The sequence below is a fragment of the Peribacillus simplex genome (genome assembly GCF_001542915.1).
Classification (GTDB): Bacteria; Bacillota; Bacilli; order Bacillales; family DSM-1321; genus Peribacillus; species Peribacillus simplex_B.
In genome coordinates, this window is record NZ_LNNH01000040.1 from 26,316 (window position 1) to 51,721 (window position 25,406).

Annotated in this window: 24 protein-coding genes and 1 riboswitch; of the genes, 12 read left to right on the forward strand and 12 right to left on the reverse strand. The window is 41.5% G+C overall.

Annotation, left to right across the window (positions count from 1 at the left end):
* Nucleotides 1-52: 52 nt before the first annotated feature.
* From recD2 to cymR, 5 genes are all read right to left on the reverse strand, one after another.
* Nucleotides 53-2,461 (reverse strand): SF1B family DNA helicase RecD2, encoded by a 2,409-nt coding sequence (gene recD2, locus AS888_RS18695; RefSeq protein WP_061143661.1) that lies wholly within the window; start codon nt 2,459-2,461, stop codon nt 53-55.
* 37 nt (nt 2,462-2,498) lie between these two features.
* On the reverse strand, nt 2,499-3,164 hold the full coding sequence (locus tag AS888_RS18700) for a tetratricopeptide repeat protein (protein WP_061143729.1): 666 nt from the start codon (nt 3,162-3,164) through the stop codon (nt 2,499-2,501).
* 124 nt (nt 3,165-3,288) lie between these two features.
* Nucleotides 3,289-4,404, reverse strand: a complete 1,116-nt coding sequence (mnmA, locus tag AS888_RS18705; RefSeq protein WP_061143662.1) for a tRNA 2-thiouridine(34) synthase MnmA — start codon at nt 4,402-4,404, stop codon at nt 3,289-3,291.
* Between the two features lie 30 nt (nt 4,405-4,434).
* Nucleotides 4,435-5,580 (reverse strand): cysteine desulfurase family protein, encoded by a 1,146-nt coding sequence (locus AS888_RS18710; RefSeq protein ID WP_061143663.1) that lies wholly within the window; start codon nt 5,578-5,580, stop codon nt 4,435-4,437.
* A 61-nt stretch (nt 5,581-5,641) separates the two neighbouring features.
* A complete protein-coding gene (gene cymR / locus AS888_RS18715; RefSeq protein WP_057911634.1) occupies nt 5,642-6,061 on the reverse strand; it encodes a cysteine metabolism transcriptional regulator CymR in 420 nt (139 codons plus the stop codon).
* 296 nt (nt 6,062-6,357) lie between these two features.
* Between cymR and AS888_RS18720 the strand changes: the two genes are divergently transcribed.
* Complete coding sequence (locus tag AS888_RS18720) at nt 6,358-7,326, forward strand: nuclease-related domain-containing protein (RefSeq protein ID WP_061143664.1); 969 nt, start codon at nt 6,358-6,360, stop codon at nt 7,324-7,326.
* A gap of 200 nt (nt 7,327-7,526) precedes the next feature.
* Nucleotides 7,527-8,798, forward strand: a complete 1,272-nt coding sequence (locus tag AS888_RS18725; RefSeq protein WP_061143665.1) for a replication-associated recombination protein A — start codon at nt 7,527-7,529, stop codon at nt 8,796-8,798.
* Between the two features lie 60 nt (nt 8,799-8,858).
* Here the strand turns inward: AS888_RS18725 and AS888_RS26920 are convergent, their stop codons facing one another.
* From AS888_RS26920 to AS888_RS18740, 3 genes are all read right to left on the reverse strand, one after another.
* A complete protein-coding gene (locus tag AS888_RS26920) occupies nt 8,859-8,993 on the reverse strand; it encodes a hypothetical protein (protein WP_260320305.1) in 135 nt (44 codons plus the stop codon).
* A 330-nt stretch (nt 8,994-9,323) separates the two neighbouring features.
* Entirely contained in the window at nt 9,324-10,307 is a 984-nt protein-coding gene (locus AS888_RS25915; protein ID WP_061143666.1) for a hypothetical protein, read from the reverse strand.
* 365 nt (nt 10,308-10,672) lie between these two features.
* On the reverse strand, nt 10,673-11,971 hold the full coding sequence (locus AS888_RS18740) for a hypothetical protein (protein WP_061143668.1): 1,299 nt from the start codon (nt 11,969-11,971) through the stop codon (nt 10,673-10,675).
* Between the two features lie 384 nt (nt 11,972-12,355).
* Between AS888_RS18740 and tagU the strand changes: the two genes are divergently transcribed.
* On the forward strand, nt 12,356-13,285 hold the full coding sequence (tagU, locus tag AS888_RS18745; RefSeq protein WP_061143669.1) for a polyisoprenyl-teichoic acid--peptidoglycan teichoic acid transferase TagU: 930 nt from the start codon (nt 12,356-12,358) through the stop codon (nt 13,283-13,285).
* Nucleotides 13,286-13,856: 571 nt separating this feature from the next.
* Here tagU and AS888_RS18750 read toward each other — a convergent pair.
* The 4 genes from AS888_RS18750 to sinI all read right to left on the reverse strand — a co-directional run bounded on the left by AS888_RS18750 (nt 13,857) and on the right by sinI (nt 15,204).
* Nucleotides 13,857-14,345, reverse strand: a complete 489-nt coding sequence (locus tag AS888_RS18750; protein WP_081092519.1) for a VanZ family protein — start codon at nt 14,343-14,345, stop codon at nt 13,857-13,859.
* Nucleotides 14,342-14,470, reverse strand: coding sequence for a hypothetical protein (locus AS888_RS26925; protein WP_260320309.1), 129 nt, complete (start codon nt 14,468-14,470; stop codon nt 14,342-14,344). Before AS888_RS26925 ends, AS888_RS18750 begins: the two co-directional genes overlap by 4 nt.
* A gap of 215 nt (nt 14,471-14,685) precedes the next feature.
* Nucleotides 14,686-14,823, reverse strand: coding sequence for a hypothetical protein (locus AS888_RS25920; protein WP_155645548.1), 138 nt, complete (start codon nt 14,821-14,823; stop codon nt 14,686-14,688).
* 246 nt (nt 14,824-15,069) lie between these two features.
* Complete coding sequence (sinI, locus tag AS888_RS25925; RefSeq protein WP_155645549.1) at nt 15,070-15,204, reverse strand: DNA-binding anti-repressor SinI; 135 nt, start codon at nt 15,202-15,204, stop codon at nt 15,070-15,072.
* Nucleotides 15,205-15,222: 18 nt separating this feature from the next.
* Nucleotides 15,223-15,305, reverse strand: a riboswitch (cyclic di-GMP riboswitch).
* A 1,257-nt stretch (nt 15,306-16,562) separates the two neighbouring features.
* Between sinI and AS888_RS18755 the strand changes: the two genes are divergently transcribed.
* From AS888_RS18755 to AS888_RS18795, 9 genes are all read left to right on the forward strand, one after another.
* Nucleotides 16,563-17,738, forward strand: coding sequence for an acyltransferase family protein (locus AS888_RS18755; RefSeq protein ID WP_061143670.1), 1,176 nt, complete (start codon nt 16,563-16,565; stop codon nt 17,736-17,738).
* 98 nt (nt 17,739-17,836) lie between these two features.
* Nucleotides 17,837-18,580, forward strand: a complete 744-nt coding sequence (locus AS888_RS18760; RefSeq protein WP_061143671.1) for a YveK family protein — start codon at nt 17,837-17,839, stop codon at nt 18,578-18,580.
* Nucleotides 18,570-19,193 (forward strand): CpsD/CapB family tyrosine-protein kinase, encoded by a 624-nt coding sequence (locus tag AS888_RS18765; RefSeq protein WP_061143672.1) that lies wholly within the window; start codon nt 18,570-18,572, stop codon nt 19,191-19,193. The genes AS888_RS18760 and AS888_RS18765 overlap by 11 nt, the downstream gene beginning before the upstream one ends.
* Before the next feature lie 104 nt (nt 19,194-19,297).
* Complete coding sequence (locus AS888_RS18770) at nt 19,298-19,849, forward strand: sugar transferase (RefSeq protein WP_397252178.1); 552 nt, start codon at nt 19,298-19,300, stop codon at nt 19,847-19,849.
* Nucleotides 19,850-19,871: 22 nt separating this feature from the next.
* Nucleotides 19,872-20,864, forward strand: coding sequence for an NAD-dependent epimerase/dehydratase family protein (locus AS888_RS18775; protein ID WP_081092520.1), 993 nt, complete (start codon nt 19,872-19,874; stop codon nt 20,862-20,864).
* Between the two features lie 16 nt (nt 20,865-20,880).
* Nucleotides 20,881-22,347 carry a lipopolysaccharide biosynthesis protein gene (locus AS888_RS18780; RefSeq protein WP_061143674.1) on the forward strand — a complete coding sequence of 489 codons (1,467 nt, stop codon included), beginning with the start codon at nt 20,881-20,883 and terminating at the stop codon, nt 22,345-22,347.
* Nucleotides 22,328-23,548, forward strand: coding sequence for an O-antigen ligase family protein (locus AS888_RS18785; RefSeq protein WP_061143675.1), 1,221 nt, complete (start codon nt 22,328-22,330; stop codon nt 23,546-23,548). The genes AS888_RS18780 and AS888_RS18785 overlap by 20 nt, the downstream gene beginning before the upstream one ends.
* Nucleotides 23,520-24,329, forward strand: a complete 810-nt coding sequence (locus AS888_RS18790) for a glycosyltransferase family 2 protein (RefSeq protein WP_397252180.1) — start codon at nt 23,520-23,522, stop codon at nt 24,327-24,329. Before AS888_RS18785 ends, AS888_RS18790 begins: the two co-directional genes overlap by 29 nt.
* A gap of 2 nt (nt 24,330-24,331) precedes the next feature.
* Nucleotides 24,332-25,378, forward strand: coding sequence for a glycosyltransferase family 4 protein (locus tag AS888_RS18795; protein WP_061143677.1), 1,047 nt, complete (start codon nt 24,332-24,334; stop codon nt 25,376-25,378).
* Nucleotides 25,379-25,406 lie beyond the last annotated feature (28 nt).

A 25,406-nucleotide genomic window follows, 5' to 3' on the forward strand; every position in this document is an offset into this window, starting at 1 on the left:
ACCAAAACTATGATCATAAAACAAAATTCAGCAATTTGATGAACAAAACATGTTACATAAAATCATAAGGAGTAACATTCTCCATCCCCATCATCGGGTCGGCATGCCTGAGGATATCCAGATAGCTTGCCTCCTGCTCACGCACCATGCCCTTTTCAACCGGAGCATCCTCTTCGCTCAAAACCTCGCGCAGCTTTTCACGCAGTGTCGTTTTCCGGCGCATTTCATCATTCCGTTCGATCCCGAGACGGAATGCTTCTTCTTCCCCGCAAAGAATCAGGAAATTCTTGCTGCGGGTGATCGCGGTATACAATAAATTGCGTCGGAGCATCCGATAATAGCTTTTCACCACTGGCAAAATGACGATGGGAAACTCACTTCCCTGCGACTTGTGGATGGAGCAGCAATACGCATGTGTAATCTGATTCAGATCCTGCTTCGTGTAGGTCACTTCGATCCCCTCGAACGATATGATGACTTTATCGACATGATCGGTATTTTCCTTAGCGAACAATATCGATACGATTTCTCCCATATCACCGTTAAAGACCCCTTCCTCAGGCTGGTTCACCAGCTGCAGCACCTTATCTCCCGTCCTGTAAATCACATCGCCAAATTTGATTTCCCGCCGCTTTTCATCGATATTGCCATTGAACACTTCCTGAAGCATTTTATTCAAGGCATCGATGCCGGCAGGTCCTCTGTACATGGGTGCCAACACCTGTATATCCTTGGCCGTGAAGCCCTTCGTCCGGGCATTTGCGACCACCTTCTCGATAACCTGGGCGATTTGGCCCGTCTGGCAGCGAATGAACGAGCGATCTTCTTGCTGCTTCGTCACATCATCTGGCAGCCTTCCTTTTTTGATATCATGGGCCAATTCAATGATTGAAGAACCATCCGCTTGACGATAAATATGCTCAAGACTGACAGTAGGTACACAATTCGATGCAAGCAAGTCCTTCAGAACCTGTCCAGGACCGACCGATGGCAGTTGATCTTCATCGCCAACCAATATCACCTGGACATTTTCCGGCAGAGCTTTGAATAATTGATGGGCGAGCCACGTATCCACCATGGATACCTCATCGATGATCACGATCCGCCCGTCCAGCTGATTATCCTCATCATGCGAAAAGCCTTCACTCCCATTCCATCCCAGCAAACGGTGAATCGTGACGGCGGGAAGACCGGTCGATTCAGCCATACGCTTCGCCGCACGCCCAGTGGGAGCCGCAAGGACGAATGGGAATGGATCGCTTCCTTCTTTTTTATAATCATTCAAGTCCATTGATACCCCATGCAGCTCGGCATAAAGCTCGACGATTCCCTTGATGACCGTCGTCTTACCGGTACCCGGCCCCCCCGTCAAGATTAACATGGGTGATTGCAGGGCTGTCTGAATCGCTTCCTTTTGGGCTGAAGCATAGGAGACACCAAGCCGCTCCTCCAGCTCGCCAAGCGCAAGCAAAAATTCCGATTCCGGAAATTGGTCTTCATACTCGGTTTGGTCGAGAAGCCGCTTGATGTTCATCACGATTCCCTTTTCGGAATAAAATAAGGATGGCGGATAAATCCGTTGATCTTCGACAACGATTTTTCCGTCTTCCGTCAATTCGATTATTTCCGAGGAAATGTTCGTGAACTCGATCCGATCCCGCTTATTTTCCTCCAGCAGCTTTTTTACCGCTTCCAATAGCTGCTCGGCTTCGATGTAGATATTTCCGTCCTGAAGGCACTGGGATTCCAGCGTATACAAGCAAGCAGCCTTGATCCGATCGGGGTGGCTGCCGGAAATGCCAAGCTGATGCCCAAGTTCATCCGCCCGACCAAAACCAATCCCTTCAATATCCTCCACAAGCTTATACGGATTGCCCTGGACCATGGAAATCGTATCCTGCTTATACATTTGATAAATCTTCATCGAGAGCTGCGGACCGAAGCCATATTGATTAAGGGCAATCATCACCTGCTCCAGGCCTTGATGCTCAACTAACGTATCATAGAGGCCTTTCGCTTTTTCACCAGATAGCTTCGGAATATCATCAAGTAACGATGGCTGAGCCAGAATCTTGGAAATTGCCTTTTCCCCTAGCGTATCAACAATGCTTTCGGCTGTTTTTTTCCCAATCCCTTTAAACAGGTCACCGGACAAATAACTGACGATGCCTTCCTTGGATTGAGGCAAATCCTTGCGAAAATGCTCAACATGAAATTGAAGGCCAAAACGCGGATGTTCCTTCAAGGCCCCATAAAAAATATAAATCTCATCCTCATGCATCCTTGGAAAATAACCGGTTACGACTGCTTCCTTCTCTTCATAACTCAGATTCGTTTCATGCACGCGAATTCTTACAACCGAGTACATATTTTCTTCATTATGAAAGATCGTCACCAAATGGCTACCCTTCATGAACATTTTCTCTTCTGCAAACAAATCCAACGAATCTTGCTGGCTCAACGCTACTCCCCACCTTTTCCATGCATATGCCTTCTATTTACTCGGCATTCATTTCTTCCATCAGTTTTTTACCGTGCCCTGCCAGCATATGGTCAGGCTGTGCTTCCAGCGCCTTATCAAAGTAAGCGATCGCCGCCTGCGCATCTTCCTTATATCCGGCAAACGCGACACCCAAATTATAATACGCATCGGCATGGCCTGGATCCTGTTCCACTACTATATTCAGCTGATTGATCAACTCATCATACAGTTCAGCATTCGCAAGGCATAGCGCATATTGGAATCTCGCATCAACATCCTCCGGGCTCAGCTCCACCGTTCTCTGTAAATAAGGCATGGCCAATTTAGGCTGTTCCAATGCCATCAAAGTCAATCCAAGCATGAAGTATGCATCACTGTTATCCAATCCCAATCGAATTGCTTTCTCAAACATGTCCTTCGCCTCAACTAATTTAGAATCGGTTTCATAATATAAGTTTCCTAATGAATAATATGCTGCAGCTGCGTTTTCATCCAGCTCTATCGCCTTTTTGTAAAACTTGACCGCTTTATCCGTTTCACCCACTGCAGTCAGTACATTTCCAAAGTTTATATAGGCAACAGGCTCATTCGGATTTTCCTCGATGGCCTCATTGAAGACCTTCGCCGCTTCCTCGTATTTTCCTTGTTGCATAAATTCGATGCCTTGTTGATTTTTATCCATATTCATTCACACTCCATTTTCATAATAAAAAGTATAGCATAAGCCAGCGGTCCATTTCAGGCGGGCCACCCCCGCAATCCAAAAGAAGTCCCCAACCGCAAACACAGCTGGGGACATGCTTATTTTACCCTACGTAAGTCAGTTTTTCACCTTTTTTAAATACTTCATCGATCGTACCGCCGCCAAGGCATACTTCACCATCATAAAATACGACCGCTTGTCCTGGTGTGATTGCACGGACAGGCTCGTCAAAGATGACCTCGACATCACCATTTTCCAAGACCTTCACTTTTACACCGCTATCCTCTTGACGGTACCTGAATTTTGCCGTACAGGTAAATTCCCCTGCAGGAATATGCTGAGCCACCCAGCTGACGTTCACGGCAAGAAGAGAATTGGAGTACAGCACATCATTATCAAAGCCTTGGCACACATATAAAACGTTACGCTTCAAGTCTTTTCCCGCAACAAACCAAGGATCGCCGCTGCCGCCGATCCCAAGGCCGTGACGCTGACCGATCGTGTAATACATCAACCCATCATGCTTGCCCATGACCTTGCCGTCCATCGTGACCATATCACCTGGTTGGGCAGGAAGGTAATTGCCTAAAAACTCCTTGAAATTGCGTTCGCCGATGAAACATATCCCAGTCGAATCTTTTTTCGTTGCCGTTGCAAGCCCCGCTTCTTTCGCCATTTCACGGACTTCTTTTTTATCGATATGCCCGAGTGGAAACATGACTTTTTGCAATTGTTCTTGCGTAAGCTGATTCAAGAAGTACGTTTGATCTTTATTATTATCGACACCGCGAAGCATTTTGTATTCTCCGTCACGATATTCGACCTGCGCATAATGCCCTGTGGCCACATAGTCCGCTCCAAGGCTTACCGCATGCTCAAGAAATGCCTTGAACTTGATTTCCTTATTGCACATGACATCCGGATTCGGGGTACGGCCCGCTTTATATTCATCCAAGAAATAAGTGAACACTTTGTCCCAATATTGCTTTTCGAAATTGACTGCGTAATAGGGGATGCCGATTTGATTACAAACGGCAATGACGTCATTGTAATCCTCCGTTGCCGTACAAACTCCGTTTTCATCCGTATCATCCCAATTCTTCATGAAGATCCCGACCACATCATAGCCTTGATTCTTCAACAGCAGGGCTGACACAGAGGAATCCACGCCTCCTGACATACCTACGACGACGCGGGTATCCTGTGGTGCTTTATTCATCCTGTCACCTCTTTTATTTTAAAGGAAGGATTACCTTCCCACTAATCTGTTAATGATTTTCACGGTCGTTTCGGCCGCAGACCTGACAACATCTTCCGTGTTGTGCAAACCGAAGCTGAAGCGAATCGAATTTTTCGTCCGCTCTGAATCCTTGCCGAACATTGCGACAAGTACATGCGAGGGCTCGATGGACCCTGCCGTACAAGCGGAACCGCTTGACACCGCAACACCTGCCAAGTCCAGGTTGACGAGCATCGATTCAACATTCGTGCCGGGAAAACTTACATTCAGCACATGCGGCAGCGAATGTTCGCTAGATCCGTTAATTTCATATTGTACATCCGCCCCATCGAAGACGGCAAGCAATACGTCTTTAAAGCGCCTGTATTCCGCAGACTTACGTTCCATCGTATTTTGTGCGATCAACACGGCTTCTGAAAAACCAGCAATGGCCGGCACACTCTCCGTGCCCGCCCGGCGTTTGCGTTCTTGCTCCCCGCCATAAAGATGCGGACTCAGCTTCAACCCTTCACGGATATATAGAAAGCCGATTCCCTTCGGACCGTTAATCTTATGAGCTGATACACTCAGTAAATCCACGCCCAACTCATGAACGTCAATGGACATCAAACCATATGCTTGAACCGCATCCGTATGATAAATGGCCGGATGTCCTTTAAGCAGCTGCCCAATTTCGGCAATCGGCTGGACCGACCCGACCTCATTGTTGCCAAACATGATCGAAACCAAAATCGTATCCTCGCGCAAAGCCGCCTTTAAATCGGCAACGGAAATAAGCCCCGCTTCATTCACAGGCAAATAAGTGAGTTCAAAGCCAGACTTCTCAAGATATTGGCAAGTATGCAAAACCGCATGATGCTCAATTTCCGTCGTGATGATGTGCTTCCCTTTTTCTTTATAGGCGTTCGCAACCCCAAGGATGGCCGTATTATCCGCCTCTGTTCCACCGCTCGTGAAAATGATTTCATTCCGTCCGGCACCGATGCTTTTGGCAATGCTTGAACGTGCCTCATCCAAAACATGACGCGCCTCCCGACCGAAAGCATGAATGCTCGAAGGATTACCAAAGTCATGGCTCATGACGGTCATCATCCTATCGATTACATTTGGATGCATCGGTGAAGTCGCCGCATGATCTAAATATATTCTCTCCACTTTCTTGTCCCCTCCATTAAAAAAACGCAAGCGCCTACAAAATAGGCGCATCGCTGATCACTTAAATATAGTACATATAAGAATCGATTTCACCCGTATCCTTGTAATTCGCCAAATCCATCAGCGTCGTATTATCCAATACATCCTTCACGGCATCCCTGATGCGAATCCAAAGCTGGCGCTTCACCGGCTCTTCCTCCTCGATTCCTTCAACCGGAGTGATCGGCCCTTCCAATACGCGTATAACATCACCCGAAGTAATCTCCTGAGGATCCTTAGACAAGACATACCCGCCATAAGCACCACGCACACTCTTCACCAACCCCGCATTACGAAGCGGCGCAATCAGCTGCTCCAAGTAATGCTCGGACAAATTATGCGTCTGCGCAATCGATTTCAAACTCTTCGGACCTTCTCCATAATGTTTCGCAAGCTCGATCATGATCGTTAAACCATAACGACCTTTTGTAGATATCTTCATATAATACACCTCAAATTATTTATCCGTTTCTAAATTCTTATGAAATTATAGCATATTCCCGCCAGAAATGCATTCAACCACCTCCAATTTTACAAATTATCCTAATTGGAAAGGTCGGAAAAGAGAAAGGACCAATTATCACGACAGACGAATTTCCCGCTCGCTGGGTCGGTTTTTCCCTTGAACGGACGGATTAAAGGGAAGTTTGATTTTATGATTCATTTATTTCTCCAGATTACAGGAAACTCATTTATTAATGGAGAATACTTTACTTAAATCTAAAAGGAGTGATTACAATGATCATTAAAGATTGCAAAATGCCTTTAAAGATCAACATGCTAGAATCCCTGATGAGGCGTTTACCTCCTGGGCATGAAAGGCAGCCAGCAATAAACGAAGACATCAAAAAAATCCGGGCAGGCTACAAAGGCGAATACAGAGTCTTCAATTTACTCAAAGCCCTTCCTCAAAAAGGCTATTTACTCTTTCATGACCTCCGACTAAGCGGTTCACCTTTTCCGTTCCAAATGGACATCCTCATCCTCACACCCTTCTTCCTCTTGATCGTTGAAGTTAAAAACATCGCTGGTGAAATGTTTTTTGACAACACATTCAATCAACTTATCCGTATAAATCCAGATGGAACAACCGAAGCTTTTGACGATCCAATATTGCAGGTGAGCATGCAGCGCAAGCACCTGTTAGACTGGTTAAAAACAAGAAAGATCAATAACCTTCCAGTTGAAACCCTCGTAGTCAGTGCCAATTCTTCAACTATCATTCGTGCGGCCAATAAAGAGATTAGTGGAAAAGTAATACGCAAGGATCGTATTCTTCAGCAAATTGCGGAATTAAATAATAAGCATACCGAAGAGATCCTTTCAAGAAGAGCTATAAAACGTTTATCGAATGTATGGCTTGATGGGCATACTGCTTTTATTCCTAAACCTTTAGAAACGTATGGAATACCAAGCTCCGCCCTTCAAACTGGTGTCTTCTGTCAAAAGTGTCAGGCATATTCCATGGAGCGGCATGGAAAGTGGATTTGCCGTACATGTCTGGATACTTCCCATGATGCTCATATTTCCGCACTTTTAGATTATGTATATCTCGTAAAACCTTCCATTACCAACAGCGAATTGCGAAACTTCCTTCAACTCCATTCTCCATCAAGCGCAAAAAATTTACTAACTTCATTGAAACTGAAACATTCCGGGCATACCAAAGGCAGAGTTTATCTATTACATTCTCTTATAGAAAGCTAGGACAAATTAAGTTTTTCTGGAAGGCCGTTTTATTTCTGGCAAGGACGAATTAGCGCGCTGGATGGTCGATTTTTTCCTACTTGGGACGAATCAGCCTTCGTAATGGGAGGATTAAATATGATTTTTACTGTCACGAACAGCATAATCAGCGCATTTCACCCATGACTTGTGATACCTTATATAAAAAGGAGAGGTGCGCAATGAATATTAAACCGTTGGCTTACAGGATGCGGCCTCGATCGATTGATGAGATCATCGGGCAGGAGCATCTGGTTGGTGAAGGGAAAATAATCGCGAGAATGGTTAAAGCCAAGCAGCTTTCCTCGATGATCCTGTATGGTCCTCCGGGAATTGGGAAGACATCGATTGCAAGCGCGATTGCCGGGAGTACGAAGTTTGCCTTCCGGACGCTTAATGCCGTGACCAATAACAAGAAAGATATGGAGATTGTCGTAGCCGAGGCAAAAATGTCCGGCAAGGTGATCCTGCTGCTGGATGAGGTTCATCGGCTCGATAAGGCGAAACAGGATTTCCTTTTGCCTTATCTGGAAAACGGCATGATCACCTTGATTGGTGCAACGACGAGCAACCCTTATCATGCCATCAATCCGGCAATCCGCAGCCGGTGTCAGATTTTCGAATTAAAATCGTTGGAGACCGTTGATTTAATCAAAGCCTTGGAACGGGCACTTCATGATGAGGAGCGCGGGCTCGGTGCATATAATACGGAAGTCGGCCTTGAAGCCCTTACCCATTTCGCAACTGCTTCGAACGGAGATGTGCGAAGTGCGCTAAATGCTCTGGAGCTTGCCGTCATTTCCACCGAACCTGATGAATCCGGTACGATCAAGATAGATGTACATATTGCCGAGGAGTGCATGCAGAAAAAAAGCTTCTCACATGATAAGGATGGAGATGCTCATTATGACGTCCTGTCAGCTTTCCAAAAATCGATTCGCGGCAGTGATGTGAATGCAGCTCTACATTATTTGGGGCGCTTGGTCGAAGCCGGCGATCTTGTCAGCATTGCCCGCCGAATGGTTGTCATAGCCTACGAAGACATCGGTCTTGCCAATCCTCAGGCTGGTCCCAGGGCCCTCGCGGCAGTCGAAGCCGCAGAACGGCTCGGGTTTCCTGAAGCCCGTATTCCGCTTGCCAACTCGGTGATCGAGCTATGCCTTTCACCCAAATCGAACACGGCCATCACCGCGATCGATTCGGCTCTTTCCGACATCCGCAGCGGTCATAGCGGAGATGTACCTGATCACCTTAAGGATGCCCATTACAAAGGGGCCGCTGAGCTCGGTCGCGGCATCGGTTACCTTTATCCGCATGACTACGAAAATGGCTGGGTGAAGCAGCAATACTTGCCAAACAAACTGCGCAGCAAGAAATATTACAAGCCGAAAAAGAGCGGGAAATTCGAACAAGCCCTTGCCTCCGTCTATGAAAATATCGAGAAAAAGAAATGACTCCGGATCAGTCTTAGACCCGGAGTTCTTTCATTGGAAAGTGAAAGCCATATACATACCTCATATCGACAAAAACGCCTCCCCCTCGGCCGCCATCATTTCAATGAGCTTACCTTTGACCGCCCTTGAAAATCCAATATGTTTCGGATGGAGCCACAAGCCTGCCGCCACCGTTTGATTGGAAATCTTTTTCACCTTTTCCCCCAATGTGCGATCTCAATATTTATAAGCAGAATGGTCATTACAAACCGAAACCACTTCATAGCTCCTTCAGGATGAACATCGTTTTACAAACAGATGAGTAACAGATGAGATAGTTGTTCATCAATCCCATGAAGCCACAAACCATATTTTTTGAGCAGTATTTCAACAAGCATCCCTTTCGCCTAGAGCTTTCCTGTATGCAGGATGATGAAGTCCGAGCTCGTTTCCAGAAAATCAAACAACTCAAAAAAGAGCGTGTCCAATTGCAATAAGAAGGCACAACAACTCCATTTGGTTGCTGTGCCTGTTTGGTCTTCCCTTTTACTTGGTGTTTTGATTAGCTGCTTTAATCAAATTCTCAAGCCATATTTGCTTGAATGCATTTGAGCGGACACGTCTCTGACCTCTGCCTGAGCTCTCATTGGATGAGCTGCTGGATGAGCTCTCTTCTGACGAACTGCTGGATGAACTTTCATCTGATGAGCTGCTGGATGAGCTCTCAAAAACGATACTGCTTGATGAGCTTTCACAAGATGAGCTGCTTGATGAGCTTTCACATGATGAGCTGCTGGATGAGCTCTCACATGATGAGCTGCTTGATGAGCTCTCACAAGAAGAACTGCTTGAGCTTTCACAACATGTTTCAACTATCCTAACCGATAAAGCGATGAATTGGATATGTTCCGTTGTCACATAAAATAATTCTTCATTATGCACAACAACGATGTACGCTTCAGCCACTTCAATCAGGATTCCCTCAACCCGCTCAGGGCCGCCTGCACTTACGGATACCCAGTTGTGGATCAATCTTGAAAGAATGCCATTAAGTGAATCGATACCGTCATATAGGTCTTGAGATGGGATCTCACGGCACGCAAATTCCACGACCGTCACACTTTTGATATGGGAAATCGGGAATAAAACCAACCCTTCTTTCTCCGTGGATAGAACCAAGAATTCTTCTTTCACATCGACAACCCGGCCAACTTTTGAAGTCGGACCGCCGCCATTCACTTGGATGCAGCTATCCCTTAATGTTTCCAGTGCCCCTAAAAAAGTTCCCGGATATACAATTTCCCCATCATTGATCGGACATAAATCAAGCGCCTTCTTCGCATTTTCGACGACGATCTTCAAATGCTCGATGGCGTAATATACGAGTTGATTTTCTTCCGTATGAAGAACGATGTAATCACTCCGGACTTCTACAAGCCTGCCTTCTCTAGATTCTGGGCCGCCTTTATATACCCTCACAAATTTTCCCTTTAAAGCTTCAAGGTACGGTAAACTAACAGTCTCTGCCATTTTTCCTTTAGCCTCCAATAGTTATTTATACTTTAGTGATATCCGTACTGCATATATATGCGCCTTGTTTCTATTACGGACTCTTCCAATCACCCATTTTGCAGTAAATCGTCGAACGCCCAGAAATATCATATGAAGCATCCCTTTTTCCAGTCTATTCATCATTCTAAAAAGCGCCCTTCTTTTTACGGAAAAACTCCGGGATTTTTCTCCCGGAGTCCTGTGTATGGATATAAGCGCCATTTCTTGCTTATACAAAATCCCTATCATCCATCATAGGCGAAATCGTTTTTTAAGCTGAATGGAAAACAACGGACTAAGTCCAAACCATGAAAATCTCAGTATTTCATCCATCATTCATTGAATCATTTTTCCTTACCGAACGTTATTGTCACACGGGCGCTTTCCCTTTGCCGATGCTTGGTCACCGACACAGACAGCTTGCCTGCTTTTTTCCCAAGCTGCTTCATCGACACATTCGCCCGTTTCCCTTTGGAGGTGGTCTTAGCCAAAACGGCTCCATTGACACTGTAAATCTTGATGACATCCCCTTTAGACAGGCTGCCCACTTTAACGAGGTCGGCTTTTCCTTTACCATTCGTTACCTTCACCTGGCTTTTTTTCAAGGAAGGCGAGATTTCACCTTGATAGGATCGAGCGACAAGGTCGCTTTCCCTCAATGGCGGCTGTGTGGCCGAAACGTAGACATTCCCCGCTTTCTTCCCAAGCTGCTTCACCTTTACCTTCAATGACGCTTCCGTTGCTGTCGCCTTCACTAATACTTTCCCTCTGCTCTTCACGTCATACACTTTGATGATGGTTCCCTTTTTCAGTCCGCTCAGCTTCATAACATCCGTCTTTCCCGCTTCATTGGACACTCCGATAAGGGCTGACCTTAATGAAGGCGAGGTATCAGAAATCGCGAACGCGTATGGAACATCGATCGTTTCTTCAGCGTTGTCCATGATTAAGGAATAGCTGCCCTTTTTCAAGTAAGAGGTGACGGCCTGCTTTTCGCTCGTATATATCTCACCCACCTTCTTACCTGATCGATCCTGAATCACACCGTGCCAATTCGTCCCCGCTCTTTTTTTAACTGACATTACCACATTGCCGCTTTGCGGAACGGTGAACTTGAATGCATCATGATCATCGGATGTACTGATCACCCCTTTGTATGTCTCATTCAGGTGAATGCCATTGGCTGCGGCTACCGTATCATTCGCCTCTTTTTCAAAATGGTGATCCTTCGTGTACTTTACCGAAAATTGAAACGGAACCCTGGAAGCCCCCCCATTATCACCAATCGTGATATAATACGTCCCTTTCGGAAGCCCGACTTGCACCTCCTCGAAATCCGAACTGCCATTTTGACTGCTCGTATACATGTATGTATAGTTGAATCCTTTACCGTTTTGGATGATACCTTCCCAGGAAGCCTTGGCATTACGCTTAATCGATAACGTCACAACTCCAGCCTCCGGCAATGCAGCCTTATAGACCTTCTTGTCCTTACTGCTGGCTAATGCTCCTTTGTTGATTGCATTTACTTTAATAGTTGCGCCTTCATTCAAGGTAGAGCCTTGAACCTCAGCACCGACACCCCATGTCAGGAGAAGAATGAACACCCCAAATCCAATTACACCTTTTCTCAGCTCTCTCATTCGCACACCTTACCCCTTCATTTTAAAAACGATAGTATAATATCACTAGTTATATATTCCTACACACCATTCACCTCATCAAGCTTTTTTTGTTTCAACATGAAAAAACTCCAAATCACTGCAGTGCATGAAAATCAATAGACCGACCTGCCGTTTTAGAAGAAACATTGGAAACAGCGTCGATATTCCCACCAACCACTCCTTTTGGACTAAACCTTTAAACAATTTCACATTCCACCTTCTTCACTACCGTTCTATTCATCTCGCACACCGATACACCAAAAAATGGAAAAGCTATGATAAAATAGTAAATTATACTATTATTTTCGCGAAAAATTAAATATAATAGAGAATGTGGCAACAAAAAGAGGAAGGAAGTAATCTATGAGACACGAAAAAAAGAAAAAAAAGAAACGGACTTGGCTGAAGGTAGTCGGGATAATTGTCCTACTTTTCATATTAGCAGGAGGCGCTTTTGCCTACTCCGTCTGGAATTCCCTAAATAAAACCGTTGATTCGATGCATACGCCCATAGACCGCAATACGGACAAACGAACGAAGGACCTTGCCCTATCCGATCGGGAGCCTTTCTCGATGCTCATGCTTGGGGTCGATGAACGTGATGGCGACAAAGGCCGCTCGGATACGATGATCGTTTTGACCGTCAATCCTCAGAAAAAATCCGTTAAAATGCTAAGCATCCCCCGTGATACACGGACCGAGATCGTCGGCCATGGAACACAGGATAAAATCAATCACGCCTTTGCATTCGGCGGCGCAAAAATGTCGATGGATACCGTCGAGAACTTCCTCGACATCCCGATCGACTATTATATGAAGATCAATATGGAAGGCTTCAAGGATATCGTTGATGCCGTCGGCGGCGTAACGGTACAAAACGACTTGGACTTCACATACGAGGGCGTCCATTTCGCGAAGGGAAGCATCAACCTTAATGGAAAAGAAGCGCTGGCCTATGCACGAATGAGACATGACGATCCGAATGGCGACTATGGCCGTCAATCGAGACAACGTGCCATCATCGAAGCCGTCATTAAAGAAGGCGCAAGCGTCTCATCTTTGACAAAATATGATGATGTCTTCGATGCCCTAAGCAAAAACATCCAGACGAATTTGACGTTCGATGACATGATGGATATCCAGAAGCACTACCGGGACGCAAGCAAAAGCATTACCCAATCAACCATTCCTGGCGATGGTAAGAAAATCGACGGAATCTACTATAATATCGTGTCGGATGAAGAAAAAGAAATGGTCCGATCTGAATTAAAAGAACAATTGGACATCAAATAAGCAAAAAGAAAGAGCTGCCGGAACCCGCATTCTGACAGCTTTTTCTTTTTGCCTGTCCAATATTCTGACAAAAAATGGACGTCAATTGTAGAGATTTGTTGGAATTTTTGTTGTTTATTAGACGGTAAAAGACGGTATAATCTAGTATGAGCCAATAAAAAACCAACTTCCCCCTGCCCCTTTCACCAAACGACTCTATTAATCTCTGGACCCGGAACCCATCAACCGCCATTCATCGCCTATGATAAATGATTCCAAACAAAAGGAGTGTAATGTTATGAAAATCAAAGCAGGCAGCTGGGCTATGCTAAGCAAACAGGACAAAATGTTCATTCTGAAAGCCATCAGTGATCGCTCGAGAATGAAATATGTCTCATGAGGAATGAATCCCCTTCCTTCCCCATAGGCATCCCCTCTCTTTTTTCAATGAACATGCTCTGATGCCCGAAAAAGGAGAGGAATCCCATTCAAACCGCAAACGCCATTCGCCATTTTCAGCTACATGACAAAAAAAGAAGCATGTTGTTGGACATGCTCCTTCCCTATATGTATCGGTATCAGACATATTTCTTCACGTTCGACGCCTTCTCCAACGGTTAAACATTAGAAAGCAAAAAATGCCCAGCAAACCGCCAAACGTATCAAGCACCACATCCTGCAGTAAGGGAGTCCGCCCGCCAGTAAGCATTTGATGCAGCTCATCGGCACTCGCATAAAGCAGGACACAAACCAAAGCCCCTGCAAACGCCAGAACAGCATGCTTTACAAAACTGCGCCAAACACCCAACGTCAACAACCCAAACACGAAAAAGATAAAAAGATGGGCCCCCTTCCGAATGAAAAACTCCAGAAACCCATTAACCCCCGCCGTATGGGCACTCACCTCAACCCCGCCATACATGAATGATAGGCCCTCCAACCGATCATACCAATACGGCGTATTGAACTGCGCCAAAAAAGGCGTAATGCTCTGCTCCTCATACGTCTGCGACGAAAAAAAGAAAATCACCATCGCCCAAAGCACGAACAGGATGGGGAATAGGTATTTTTGGATTATCAACGATCAGAATCCTCGATGATTGCACTTAATTTTCCCTTAAGCTCCTCCACCAGCTCCGTTATGGTAATATCCTCGCCAAACTCCCCTTTTGCGTATGTATCCTTTAAGATTTCTAAAAATTCCATTCCAAACTCCCACTCCCATATAGTCGAGCCGCCGTCTCCTACTGTTTCCCCATTCCTATTATTGAAATATAAGGAATATAGCTCATTTATTTGATAATCACATATTTGGTGGGTTATGGCAAGTTAAATTACTGTAAATATTCCATTATTAACTATTTCCTCTAGTATATTCAAAACAAAAAAAGGACCGATTCCTCAGCCCCAACATTCCCCAATTATGATTGACCTAGAAAATAAGTCATGACTGAAATTAAAACCAACATAATAGCAACATAAGACCCGATAAACAGCTTCTTTCTTCTCTGTTTCTTTTCATAAACTTCCTCGAACGTAATGAATTTGTTTTTTGTCATCAAATAATCTCCTTTAATTTTGATGGCAGCTAACTGACATCGCCCTCCGCGAAGTCCCTTTGCTTAATCTATATATATAGTATCGGCACACGGCGAAAAAATTTTAAGGTATTATTACCTATTTTTTTTGGATAAGTAGTTTCGCTTACATTCGCAGCCGATTACTTCGAATGAAATCTCCCGTCAAGTATCCCAAAAATCGGAACCTAAAAAAAAAAGACTGCATAACAGTCCTCCCCAAAATTGCTATACCATTATATACTGTTTTTCTCTCGTTCCGTTTTCCATAATAAAAACTTGCACATCTTCAATGGATAATCCAGCATTTCTCGCTTCTATCATTAAACTGACCCATTCTTCTACTTCATTGCTTGCCTTCATGACAATTCCCGCCCAACTTGTGGCAACACAGCCATCTTAGCATTAGCCTTAGATCTGTAGTTTTGCGTCCCTACCTTTCAATAGGTTTGCTTTTCTCAAAATTTTATGAATCTCCTTATACTATTGGTAATGCATTACGCTTTTATAAACCTTTAATTACTTAACACTATTGTAATGTTAATTATACTTTAAAATATAATAATCGTTCATAATACTATTCGTTTTTTTTCGTCATTTTTCATCAAATAGTGACATTCGGATGCGAAACCCTGATAAAATAAGCTTTCTTTATATACGAAATAGAAAGGTACTTGCTTTAATTTGCTCATTTTACTATTTCAAAAAAATATTTTTCACACTAATTAATTTTACTTATTATCTAGTAATTCAATAATCCCACCTAAAAAAAGCCAGTATCACAAACCATTTTTATGGCTGTGCCCTGACTTTCTTTCATTTTATATATGTTTTTAAACCTTATACACTGGATTCCATTTGAATGCCTAATAAATGGCTGAACATTCCTCTCTTTTCCTTCGCTAACTGGTTATATTCACCCACCTGTATTATTTCTCCCTGATCCATAACAAGCACTTGATCTACTATCTTAATTAAAAGATATTAAACTAAGATCTAAGGGGGATTATCACTATGTATCACTTTAACTTTCTACGGCGTTTATTAAACACTTTCATAAAAATGCTTCCATCATCTGTTTTATAAAACTTTACTCCAACTAATTTTAAAGGTGTCCATACTTCTCTCATTTGGTATAAAGGCATAAAAATTCATCCTTTCTTTTCTAAATCATTAATCGAGTTTTCTTGTTTTGAATATGGATAAAAATACAAACGGATATTTACCTTTTTCACAGCTATATTTTTATAGAGTCAATTTATCTTTTTTTGTTTAAGAACGGTTTGTTCTTTATAACGAATCAATAAAAAAAACTTATCACTATTACATTACGATGTCAATTGGTTCCATTATCTTTGCTCGTTACCGCCTTATTTATTCGTGAACTTTCCTCAGCCATTAGGACTATTTCTTTTTATAAAATTTTCCCTTCACCTAACTTTTTCATGACCCGGCTTGCATATCCACAGTCCAGCACCTCTTTGATCGGTCGGTGTTCTAGGTATATTGGAACAAAAAAAAATTCTGTTTTATTTCCAACATTCTTTCGATTATTAGGAATTAAAGTTGGTATTTTATTAACAGGAAGCTAATGCAAAAGAAAAGATATTATAAATAGATTTATGTTTTTTTTGTCTAATTTTGTCTGTTTTAAAGAACTAACTATACTTTATTGAGAACAAATGCTATATTATAAAAAAACGGTTCGTATGGAGGAGGATATGACTAGTAGATATGAGGAATTCGACTCATTAAGAGGTTTAGCCGCACTCATGGTGTTAATTGGACATTATTTGATGGTTTACCCATCTTATGCAAATTATCAATATGATGAAAACAGTCCATACATGGTTTACTTTTTCAAGGAAACTCCTCTTCGCCTTATTTTCAGCAGTGGAAATGAGTCTGTCATTCTATTTTTTGTATTGAGTGGTTTTGTTTTGTATTTATCAATTAATAGTGCAAAATTTGACTATTCTACATACGTAATAAAACGGGTGTTTCGAATTTATTTACCATATCTATTTGCAATAAGCATGGCTATATCGGCAAAAATGCTCTTAAGCGATACTGGATTGCCTTTTGTAAGCACATGGTTTGATAAATCATGGAAAACACTGGATTCTCCTACTTTATTAATACAACATTTTTTATTTATTGGACAATATAATACAGATGCCTATAACAATGTAATCTGGTCACTTGTTCACGAAATGAGAATTTCCATTATATTTCCTGTTCTAATCTTTTTATTTATAAGAAAAAAGCTCATATACTCATTATTTTTGCTTTTTGGTTTAAGTGCATTAACTACTTTAATTCTATATGTGTTTGGTTCTGGTTTAAGTATTACCAGCGTTCTTCTTAGCTTTCATTACTGTACTCTTTTTTTAATGGGAGCTATATTAGCAAAATACCGACTTGAACTTTTTGCCTATGCTTCGAATATGAAAAAAAAGATAAAAATGGTATGGTTAATTGTCGCAATTATCTGTTTTATGTACGAAGGGATTATTGGTGAAATGGATTTTTTGAACAATTATATTTTTAGGGATTATGTGGTCTCATGTGGTGTTTGTATTTTTATCACCATAAGTGTATCTTCCCAAAAAGTTTCCAGGCTATTAAGATCTAGTCCACTTACTTTTCTAGGTAAAATTTCATATAGCTTATATTTATATCATCTCGTTTCCTTATTCTCATTCATGTACCTATTTTACAGTAAGTTGCCTATCATTTTACTATTGGTATGTTCGTTCATCTTTTCTATTTTACTCTCTTCAGCGGCTTATCTATTCATAGAAAAACCATCCATGAAGCTCGGTTCTTATTTTACGAAGACGAAACGAATAGACTCTATTGAAAAAACAATAGAGTTAAAGCGCAAAGTCGGGTAACAACTTAACGCTTTCCAACTACCAATATTTACAGAAAACATTTGTTCAATCTTTAAACTTATGGATTTTCTGACTATTTCTAAAAAGTGGTGAACTCAATGAATGAAAAATTGAAAATTAAAGATTTTATGCGAATTATAAAAAAACGACTGCTGATCATTATACTCACTGCAATTTGTATCACTGGCTTCATTATTTTTTCATCCCTGTATATTATGAAACCAACTTATCAATACTCAACGCAAGTGCTGGCAGGATCATTAAGCATGGATGAAAAGGAAACTTCCATTAATAAAGTTCAAGAGAATAGACAACTTGCCCTTTCATATATGGATATTATTAAAAGTCCGCAAATCATGATAGGCGTAAAAAAAGAATTGGCGCTTAAGGCTTCCAGCTATGATTTACTTAAACAAATATCCATTACTAATCGTGATAATTCACAAATCATTACGATCTCCGTCAAGGATTCGGACCCGGAAACGGCTAAAGCGATTGCTCAAACAGTCGCGATGCAATCCATCTCCAAATTCAAGGACATTACACGTGTAAAGCAAATCAGTATTCTCAATGATAATGAAATGGGACAAGCAGAGCTTCTTTTCCCAAAACCGAAATTCATTATCGCCATTTCTATCGTAATAGGTATTTTTGCTGGAATGGGATTGGCCCTTCTTAGAGAACACTTCGATGACTCTACCTACACTGATAGGGAACTTGAGCGACTTGGTATTCCCATATTAGGAAGGTTAAATTTAAATGATAAAAAGACTAACCGAAAACGTAAATCATCCTATAAAACTTTACCTTCCGCGAAAAGAGGTGAATTTGGTGAGTATTAAGTTCACAAGAAAACAATCCTTTTATCTAAATGATGTAATCAATAAAGACCAATTTTATTCTATATGCAATAATATTCAGTCCAAACTTCAAAAAGATAATTCCGTATTGATGATTACTTCTATCTCACAATCACAAAATATAGCAAATGCTACTGCATACTTGGCACTCGCCTTTTCTGAACAGCGAAAACGAGTGCTGGTAGTTGACGCTAATCTGCGCCAACCTTCGCTGCATCAAGTGTTTAATATCGATAATTCGTTTGGTTTCACCAACTTGCTTTTAAATGAAGCACCACATAATAACCAGGCTATACATATAAAAGGAACTTTATTTTGTCTTCCGACAAGTGATGTCCTTTATGAGCCAACAGCCTTATTAACATTGGAAACCCTCCCATCTTTGATAGCGGAATGGAAGGAAAATTTTGATATCATTTTATTTCACACATCAGATAATTTAGATAAACCTGATGCAAATATCGTAGCTAAATATTGTGATGGCATCATTTTAGCGATACAAGAAGGAAGAGATAAATTAGAAAAAATTGCAGGTGTGAAAATGCAATTTGAGAGGGCACATCTTGAACTTTCAGGATCAATGATCATTTCATAAATCAAGGAGGATAACCATTGGATTCCAAAGTAAGAGTCGATAGACAAGAAGAAATTCTACTGAAGCCACTATCGACATCATCATATTTTCATATAAAGCGCGCCATGGATTTTATCATCTCGTTTTTGATGTTGCTGCTTTTGACACCTGTTTTAGCTTTATTTTGCATTCTCATCCCTCTTGATTCGACTGGCTCGCCTTTTTTTTATCAGCAGCGGCTTGGGCTTGATGGGAAGCCTTTCAATATCATTAAATTACGTTCCATGGGCATCGACGCCGAAAAAAATGGCCCTACATGGGCAAGTCAAAACGATCCTCGAGTTACGAGAATAGGAGCATTTATACGAAAGACCCGGATTGATGAGATTCCTCAGTTAATTAATGTTTTAAAAGGAGATATGTCACTCATCGGACCAAGGCCTGAAAGAGAATACTTTTATAGAGAATTCGAAACGTTTTTGCCTGGCTTTAAGAGCCGTTTATATGTGAAGCCTGGCATAACAGGATGGGCGCAGGTGAATGGGGGGTACGATTTAACCCCGAAAGAGAAGCTGAATTTCGACCTGTATTATATCCAACATCGCTCATTTACTATGGAGATCAAGATTTTTTTACGAACACTGACTATCGTCTTTACGGGTAATGGAGCTAGATAATCTATTAAAAGGGGCAATGAAAATGAATAAGGTACTAGTAACCGGGGGCTTTGGGTTTATCGGCTCTCATATTGTCGATGCATTAATGCGTAAAAATTATGAAGTGGCTGTATATGACAATCTATCCACCGGTTCCATCGGGAATGTACAATCCAAGGTCACTCCCTTCTTTGGAAATGTTGAAGATGAAGTCTCCCTTGAAAATGCGATGGATACTTTCAGGCCTGACTTTGTCATCCACCAAGCTGCCCAGGTTAGTGTACAAAAATCCATATCGGATATTACGAATGATGCACGGATCAATATCATGGGAACGATTAACATAGCTAAACTATCCCACAAGTATTCCGTAAAAAAGGTCGTGTTTGCTTCATCCGCGGCCGTATATGGAAATTCCGATGTTATGCCAATCACTTTATCACATCTTACTTCTCCATTATCTCCTTATGGCGCTTCAAAAAAAACGGCAGAGGATTACCTAAAGCTTGCTAAGGAGCTTTATGATGTAAACTATGTGAATCTTCGGTACAGTAATGTGTATGGTCCAAGACAGACAGCCACTGGAGAAGGCGGCGTCATATCAATCTTCACTAATTTAGTGATTAATAATGAACGGCCTTATATATATGGGGATGGCAATCAAACGAGGGATTTCATCTATGTAAAAGATGTAGCTGATGCCAATGTGAAAGCGTTGGAATCTGAAGGAAGCGGAACCTTCAATATCTCATCAACCACCAGTACAAGCATCAATCAATTATTTTCCATCATTCAATCATTTGGCAGTCATCCTATATCTCCAATTTATAAACCAGCGAAAAATGGAGATATCAAAGAAAGCTTACTTTGCAATAAAATGACGATCCAGAAATTAGGTTGGGAGCCCGTTCATTCGCTTGAAACAGGCCTTGCCAGCACATATGAATTTTACCTAAATCAGAAACAGCATTCTTTACCTACAACCATACTTGATTCACCTTCACATTTACTCAAGCCAAAGACTTTATCGTCGTGAATGGGGAGCGAAACAAGTGAATACAAAGAAAAACTCCATATTCATCAATATTGTCCATTTATTTTACAGCACCATTCTTTCAAATGTATTAAATGCTGCGACTCTCATTTTATTAGCCAATTATTTTAACTCAAAGAACTATGGAATTTTTAGTGTGGCTTTAGCTCTTGCCATGGTCATGAACTTTTTTACAGATCTCGGAGTAAGTAATACATTTCTGCGTGAAGGAACGAAGCTGGAAAACTTAGGAAGAACATTTTCTTCCTATATGAAAATTCGGATTGTCTGCTTACTCTTAACCTTTATTGTGTTCTCCTTCGGAATCGGAATTCTCTATCAAGAACAAGACGTTTTGTATATGATTTACAGCTTGATGATTCCGATGGTCATTGGCTTGGCCATGCAAAGTATCGGAATTACCTATTTCCAATTGATTGAGAGGATGCAATTCATAGCATCCATTAAAATCTTCTCGTCCGTCGCTTTGATCATTTCAACAGCAGTTAGTATGGGCTTACAGGTGGATGTCCATACAGCAGCCTTTTTATATGGATTTTCTTATTTATCCGGTGGACTTTACAGCCTGTATTTACTGCTGAAGAAAGCGGAAATGAATTGGAGAACTTCTTTTGAAAGACAATTATTAACGAACCTTAGTCCGTTTTTAATCAGTGGATTATTCATTATGCTAATCCCGCAATTGGGTCCGTTGGTGTTGGAAAAGACCTTGCCTTTAACGCTTGTTGGTCTATTTGCAGTAGCCTATCGGATTCCATCCGCTTTATACCAAATACCAGGGGTCATTGCAGGCGCTTTCTTTCCGCTTTTGTTTAAACAATACAATCGTGGGGAACTGGGCGAACACACAAGATTAAATATCCTGCAAATGAAAATCATGTCATACATCGGCATGTGCATGACGATTTCCTTATTCTACTTGGCTGCGTATCTCGTCACCCTTTTATTTGGTGCCGAGTGGGGCTCTGCGGTTCAGCCTTTAAAAATATTGGCCTTCATCATCGTTCTGCAAGGCTTTAACATCGCCATCGCTGACGGTCTCACTACAAGAGGCCTACAAAACAGACGTACGATTGTTCAGTTTTTTACCATTACGATCGGGTTGCTTTCCTTCTATTATATGAGCATCAACTATGCGGTCGCCGGTGCAGCCTTTGCCGTTTTAACAATGGAGATTGTCTCGTTCATTGGCTATGTCATTGCTTATCCAGAGAAGAAAACGGTCATCGCCAAGGTCATCCTGCCATATGGTTCCTTCTTTACGATTAGCTTTAGCCTGATGCACTACTCATTATCAAAGCATCCTTTTATAGCCATGATTTCCACCATCATGATGGTAACAGCCGCCATTTTGCTGCTTGATAAACAGATCAAGCATTTAATCACAGGCTTCATAAAAAAGAAACACAATTCCAAACATGTACAAGATGGGAGACAAAAAGAGAATGGAAAGATTGCTAATTAATAAAAACACCTCCATGTGGTCAGTCTTTCTCTTGTTATTTTTTATTACGCTAAGTAAATACAATATCTCCATCGGTTTTTCATTAAAGATTTACATGATTTTTTTAGCGATTTTTTTCTGCATTCATTTTCGGGATTTTTATTTCCATACCCTATATCATTATGAAATCCTGTTGCTATTATTTTATTTCACCTATTGCCTGAGCGGCGCTTTTTCGCAGTATCCTGAATCTAGCATTCGCGTCATCTTGGGAGTGATACTTGTTATCGGCTGTTATTTCATCATGAGGTATGTACTGGAGTTAACATCGATAAGTGCCATTGAAAGCTCCATTTCAAATGTAGGAATCATCTTCAACATCATCAGCCTATTATTATATATCATCGGAATACAAGTGACAGGAAGGTTCCCGACGGGTGTTGAGATTACATCCTATGGTTTATTATTGGACCGGGATTATCCAAGATTAATTGGTTTGCTTGATGATCCAAACATCTACATTTTTTTCAACACTCTATTTTTCTCCTTTTATTTGACTCATTTAAAGGGATTCAAGCATTCAGTCGGATTCATCCTATGCATGGTCACTTCCCTCCTGACTTTTTCAAGAGGCGGTATTTTAGCTCTTGTCCTTGTGGTGTTTTTGTACATGATGTTAGCTAATTTGTCAAAAAAGATCAAAATGATAGTTTTTTCCTTTATATGTATATCCGTGATGTATATCGCTGCATCATTGATACACATAGATGTTAATGACATCATCACGAGTCGTGTTGATGACTTTTCAACCGATGGAGGAAGCGGCCGATTTGAGTTATGGGAGCAGGCACTTACCTACTTCATGTCAAATCCCCTTTTCGGTATTGGTGCTTTTAACTTTTCCGATTATTACGCCTTCGAGCATAATGAAAAGCTTTATGTCCACAACACATATCTCGAAGTTTTAGTAGAATCCGGAATCATCGGTTTTCTTTTTTACCTGTCTTTTTTATTGATGCTCATCATCACCTTATTCAAGACTAAACTACATAAAGAAAAACCGTTCATTGTGCTTACCCTGTTTGCCTTCTTGATACAGATGATGTCCCTTTCACTTATGATCAATGAAGCATTTTTTTTCTTTTTAGCACTAACATTAAAATATATTTCCGTAAATGAGAGAAAAGAGGTGGATTATAATGATTTTCAATACAAAGGATGACAGTCCTTTAGTTTCCGTGATAACACCCTCGTATAACTGCTCGGCCTATATCAAGGAAACCATCGAAACCGTCCTGGATCAAACCTACCCTAACTGGGAAATGATCATCGTGGATGACCACTCACAGGATGATTCGGTTCAGGTCATTAAATCCTATGAGGCTATGGATTCACGGATCAGACTTATCCCTCTGGCTAATAATGTCGGTGCGGCCCGTGCTAGAAATATAGCCATTAAAGAAGCACAAGGAGCTTATATTGCCTTTCTCGATAGTGATGATTTATGGCTCCCTACTAAATTGGACGAACAAGTCGAATTCATGAAAAGCGGCAATCTTGCTTTTTCCTTCACCTCTTATTCTTTAATAGATGAACGAGGACATTCACTTGCTATCGAAGTAAAGGCACCGATTACGGTGGATTATAAACATCTGATTGGAAATACGACGATTGGTTGTTTAACCGTTATGTTGGATAGAAGGCAAATCAAGCAGATTGAAATGCCGGATATCCAGCCTGAGGATACTGCTTTATGGCTGTTGCTGCTGCGAAATGGATATCAAGCGCATGGCTTACCAAGAATTCTATCCAGATATCGGATCGTGAGTAACTCGACTTCAAGAAATAAATGGAAGGCCGCCTATCGATATTGGAAACTGTTAAGGGTCCAGGAAAAATTGAATATAATAGAAGCAAACTTTTATTTCACCAAATATGCCTATAACGCCTATAACAAAAGCAGAGGGTTACAGCCTGTCTCTATACAAAATGGGGGAAAATGAATATGAACAATGTCCTGTTACTTACCGATAAACTCATAACAGGCGGAGCTGAGATGTATTTTTGCAAATTGGAAAACCATCTCCAAGATAAAAACATGACATTTTACTCTGCTGCCGCCACTGGTGAATTGTACAAGCACATCCAGCACAAACAACACTTCATTCCGTTAAGCTTAAAGAATCATGTCGCCAATCTTACCCTATTAAGGAAACAAGTTAGCCAAAAACAAATTGATGTCATTCATGCCAATAGTTTGCGCATGCTGCTTTACTCCATTGCCATCAAGAAATTGACCAGAAGAAATATCAAACTTGTGTATACCAAGCATAATGTAACCATCCTGGAAAAAAAGATGCCTTCACTCTTTAAAAACGTGCTAAATCAGCATGTTGAGCAAATTATCGCCATTAGTCATTTTGAAAAAGAAAACTTGCTTCGTTTAGGTGTAAATAAAGATCTTATTCGAACGATTTATAACGGAGTGGATGTTGAACACTTTTCATTCAAACAGATTCAGCCTAAAAAAACGTTCAATGTCGGAATTCTAGCCCGCTTATCAAAAGAGAAGAATCATGAGCTTTTCTTAAAAATCGTAAATGAGTTAAAAGAGGTACCTAACGTGATGTTTTATATCGCTGGAGATGGACCTGAACGAGAATTTGTGGAAAAGCTGATTAAAGACTTAAAGCTACACCACAAAGTGATGCTCCTAGGCAATGCCTCCAATCCGTATGAATTTATATGCAAGATGGACTTACTTCTTTTAACTTCGATCAGAGAAGTCTTCCCAATGGTCGTGCTGGAGGCAATGGCGGCAGGAACGCCGATGATGTCAGTGGATGTAGGCGGGATTAAAGAAGCGATCGTGGACCATGAAACCGGAATTCTCATTCCACATCATTCAGAACGGGAATTTGCTAAACAGATCCAATCTCTTCAGGGTGATGAGGACTTAAGACAACGCTTGGGAAGCAAAGCACGAGAAAAGGTCGAGGAATCCTTCTCCCTCTCGAATATGATTCATTCTACACTTAAAACGTATCAATGATAAAAAACAAACGATGCTCTCGTTTGTT

What these genes read in the sequence shown, in the direction of transcription:
- AS888_RS18775 (WP_081092520.1), top strand. Translation starts at nt 19,872, where the DNA reads ATGAATAAGGTACTAGTAACCGGGGGCTTTGGGTTTATCGGCTCTCAT.
- AS888_RS18720 (WP_061143664.1), top strand. Translation starts at nt 6,358, where the DNA reads ATGATCATTAAAGATTGCAAAATGCCTTTAAAGATCAACATGCTAGAA.
- AS888_RS18770 (WP_397252178.1), top strand. Translation starts at nt 19,298, where the DNA reads ATGGATTTTATCATCTCGTTTTTGATGTTGCTGCTTTTGACACCTGTT.
- AS888_RS18700 (WP_061143729.1), bottom strand. Translation starts at nt 3,164, where the DNA reads ATGGATAAAAATCAACAAGGCATCGAATTTATGCAACAAGGAAAATAC.
- mnmA (WP_061143662.1), bottom strand. Translation starts at nt 4,404, where the DNA reads ATGAATAAAGCACCACAGGATACCCGCGTCGTCGTAGGTATGTCAGGA.
- AS888_RS18725 (WP_061143665.1), top strand. Translation starts at nt 7,527, where the DNA reads ATGAATATTAAACCGTTGGCTTACAGGATGCGGCCTCGATCGATTGAT.
- cymR (WP_057911634.1), bottom strand. Translation starts at nt 6,061, where the DNA reads ATGAAGATATCTACAAAAGGTCGTTATGGTTTAACGATCATGATCGAG.
- AS888_RS18785 (WP_061143675.1), top strand. Translation starts at nt 22,328, where the DNA reads ATGGAAAGATTGCTAATTAATAAAAACACCTCCATGTGGTCAGTCTTT.
- tagU (WP_061143669.1), top strand. Translation starts at nt 12,356, where the DNA reads ATGAGACACGAAAAAAAGAAAAAAAAGAAACGGACTTGGCTGAAGGTA.
- AS888_RS25920 (WP_155645548.1), bottom strand. Translation starts at nt 14,823, where the DNA reads ATGACAAAAAACAAATTCATTACGTTCGAGGAAGTTTATGAAAAGAAA.
- sinI (WP_155645549.1), bottom strand. Translation starts at nt 15,204, where the DNA reads ATGAAGGCAAGCAATGAAGTAGAAGAATGGGTCAGTTTAATGATAGAA.
- AS888_RS26925 (WP_260320309.1), bottom strand. Translation starts at nt 14,470, where the DNA reads ATGGAATTTTTAGAAATCTTAAAGGATACATACGCAAAAGGGGAGTTT.
- AS888_RS18760 (WP_061143671.1), top strand. Translation starts at nt 17,837, where the DNA reads ATGAATGAAAAATTGAAAATTAAAGATTTTATGCGAATTATAAAAAAA.
- AS888_RS18740 (WP_061143668.1), bottom strand. Translation starts at nt 11,971, where the DNA reads ATGAGAGAGCTGAGAAAAGGTGTAATTGGATTTGGGGTGTTCATTCTT.
- AS888_RS18755 (WP_061143670.1), top strand. Translation starts at nt 16,563, where the DNA reads ATGACTAGTAGATATGAGGAATTCGACTCATTAAGAGGTTTAGCCGCA.
- AS888_RS18795 (WP_061143677.1), top strand. Translation starts at nt 24,332, where the DNA reads ATGAACAATGTCCTGTTACTTACCGATAAACTCATAACAGGCGGAGCT.
- AS888_RS25915 (WP_061143666.1), bottom strand. Translation starts at nt 10,307, where the DNA reads ATGGCAGAGACTGTTAGTTTACCGTACCTTGAAGCTTTAAAGGGAAAA.